General features: G+C 54.3%; 3 protein-coding genes and 1 pseudogene. 1 reads left to right on the forward strand and 3 read right to left on the reverse strand.

Annotated elements, in window-relative coordinates; genetic code table 11:
* Both ABJO75_RS11830 and ABJO75_RS11835 read right to left on the reverse strand, forming a co-directional pair.
* A partial coding sequence (locus ABJO75_RS11830; RefSeq protein ID WP_348125985.1) for a transposase occupies positions 1–321 on the reverse strand: 321 nt, incomplete at its 3' end.
* A gap of 336 nt (positions 322–657) precedes the next feature.
* On the reverse strand, positions 658–1,731 hold the full coding sequence (locus ABJO75_RS11835; RefSeq protein ID WP_348125987.1) for a DUF3616 domain-containing protein: 1,074 nt from the start codon (positions 1,729–1,731) through the stop codon (positions 658–660).
* A 555-nt stretch (positions 1,732–2,286) separates the two neighbouring features.
* Between ABJO75_RS11835 and ABJO75_RS11840 the strand changes: the two genes are divergently transcribed.
* Positions 2,287–2,616, forward strand: coding sequence for a phage integrase N-terminal SAM-like domain-containing protein (locus tag ABJO75_RS11840; protein ID WP_348413993.1), 330 nt, complete (start codon positions 2,287–2,289; stop codon positions 2,614–2,616).
* 9 nt (positions 2,617–2,625) lie between these two features.
* On the opposite strand, the pseudogene ABJO75_RS11845 reads toward ABJO75_RS11840, so the two are convergent.
* A pseudogene (locus tag ABJO75_RS11845) lies at positions 2,626–2,742 on the reverse strand (IS6 family transposase); the annotation flags it as partial.

Below are 2,742 nucleotides of genomic sequence, written 5' to 3' on the forward strand. Positions count from 1 at the left end.
TAGGGTGGAGAAATCAGGCACCGCGATCTCAATCCCAAGCAGCCTCGCAATGGAGCGCATCAAGCCTTGGGTTTGACGCAGCGCCTGCTTGAAGACCAGGCCCAGCGTCAGGCACAACTCGATCGCCAGATCAGAGTAGTGTGGCTGTCCGCCACGCGTCGTTCGGCGTGGAGCCGACCACAGGGCAAGTGCTTCTTCGCTGATCCAAACCGTCAGATCACCGCGCCGCCGTAGGCCCTCGTTGTACACAGACCAGTTGGTCACCCGATGCTTTTGCTTCGGGATCTTGTCACGACGATCGGCGTTGTACTTGTGCGGCATTCACAACATCCTGAAGGGTACAAGCCGCATCGATATCAGCGGTGGGGCGATCCATGCAACAAAACCGCGACACAGCCTCCATGGGTCACTTCGGCCTGCAAATCCACAACGCCAATGTCGTTATAGGAACAAGATGAGAGTGGCCATGCAACGAGAAAGAGACTTGCTGCAGCTGCGCGGAATGTCTGGGTCTTGCATCGCAGATCTCAGCCTGTTGCCCCAATTGTTCGATTCAACATTGCACAAATAGCCTACCTTGTTTTGGCAAATTGCACTGCTTCCATTTGCCTATCAGGTATTGTGGTCAGGTTACACTCGGTGACCGAGCACCTCAGTTCACGGATTGACGACAACAGCGCGAAAATAGACCAGAGGATGACTCTGTTCCGGGTCGTAAAATTCGCCACATTCCTGTTCCGCTTCAAAGAAGTCGGGCTTTCTGTCGCGAGTGCCGTCATCGCTGAAGATGATCTGGTGGCCGTCAAATTGAATGACGGCCTCTGGGTTGAGATTCTGAATGCCGTCCACTGACCGGAGTTCCGGCTTGTCCGTGCCGTTCCAGAAATACAACGCCGACTTGCCGCCTGAGTGGACTTCGCCCGCAATCATCAGATAGCCGCCGTCAACTGTGTGAATATCCCGAATTCCCCGGTCGTCCAGCTTGAGTCTTGACACATCCACAACTGACCAGCCGTCGCCAGCCTTTCGCAAATGAACAATCAGCGCTCGGCCTTTCTTGCCTTTCTTGGCGAACAGCGGTGATCGCAGCCCGACAAGCAAATCGCCATTTGGCGCAAATACTACGCCTTCAATGTTCAACCCACCTTTTTTGGGTGCCAGATTCCACACTTCCGGCGTCAGTATCTCTTTCAGGTCCTCCGAATTCCTAAGTGCGTCCGTCAGATTAGTGTGTTTTTCGACGAGTTTCAGATTTTCAAGGCCAGGGCCTGGAATGTTGGTGGCAAAGATATTGCGACGCGCTGGCTTGTCATCGCCTTCGATGCCTTTTTTCCCCAGGCCATGCGATCCGATCCACCACAGCAAGTCGCCCTGTCGGGCAACGCCTTCGATGTCAATTTCTTCGTTGCTGTCCACGCCGGCTAGCAATGAGATATCAAACTGGCCCAGAGGTTTGCCGCCCAGTAGATGATAACTTCGCAAAATATTGTCTTCGTCGTTTGCCGTGAGCAGCACGTGCTCACCAATCTGAACGACTGCCGAACCGTCACAGGTGCCGAAATAGCGCAGTTCGGCAGACACTTGTCCAGGAGCCTGATCAGCAAATGCTCGCGGCACCCCAAGCGGTACCAAACCCAAGAGGCAGGTTATGAGCATGAAAATACGCATATGGCAGTTTAGCACTTTTAAGGTGATTCGTCGCTGTCGAAGAGTGATCCTAAAATTGATCACTCGGCAGATGCGGTTTCGTACGAAATGTGACCTGCCACGGGATATTTCCCGCAACGTCGATAAGAGTTTGGGCAGGCTCGCGGGAGCGATCCAAGCCCAGAGTCACCAGCCGACTCGTCCAACGTTGAGTTGGCGTTGAGTTGAAATGCGGACAAGCAAAAAGCCTCGCGTGATGCGGGGCGTAACGCTCTGGTATGTTGTGTTTATTTTGGTTGCGGGAGGGGGATTTGACCTTTGTCGAACCAGAAAACTTCTTCCACTTCGTTAGCCCACATCGCATTAGAGAACTCATCTTCAACACAACAGGCTCGCTACCCAGCATTCTGCTCTATAACCAATGCGAATGGTTCAGACATTTTGATGACCGAAAGGCGGCAACGCGAACGAGGCAGGTTTCCGTGGAATCAATCTCAACCGACGCTGACGGCCTGAAGCAGGCATGATCACAGGAATCAGCGCTGCGATGCAGCTTTCCCGATGCGTAATTTGGCGAGTGGCCTTTGACCGAGGTCTGCACCACTGAGCAATTCATGCCCCTCTTTGCGATGTGCAGCCGTGAATTACGCAGCACTCTTCCATTTTACGGAGGTGCGGGACTTTACGCGCTTTCTGGGGCATTCGCCGGATACAGCGACACCGGAGGAACTTCGTGCGTTCCAGCTTGATATGAAGGAACGCGGCGTTGGCGCGCCGACCTTCAACAGCCGGCTGACGGTGCTCAGTTTCTTTTTCGCCGCGACGTGCCCACGCCCTGAGATGAAGCGGCACATGCGCTATCAGCGGGCCGCGAAGAAGATCCCCGTCGTGTTGAGCGCCGAAGAGGTGGCACGTATTATCGAAGGCTGTGTCGCAAAGTTTCCGCCGAGTCGAAGGTGGCTCTACTAGCGGATACACTTATCCAGCGAGTGCTGCGAACTGCGCGAAGCCAGACTGCTCTGCCTTGTCAAACTGACCTTTCCGGATCATATGCGCGACTTCGATCCCGGCAAGAGTAGCCGACGCTGAATTCAG

This window comes from Sedimentitalea sp. (assembly GCF_039973035.1).
In the GTDB taxonomy this organism is placed as follows: domain Bacteria; phylum Pseudomonadota; class Alphaproteobacteria; order Rhodobacterales; family Rhodobacteraceae; genus Sedimentitalea.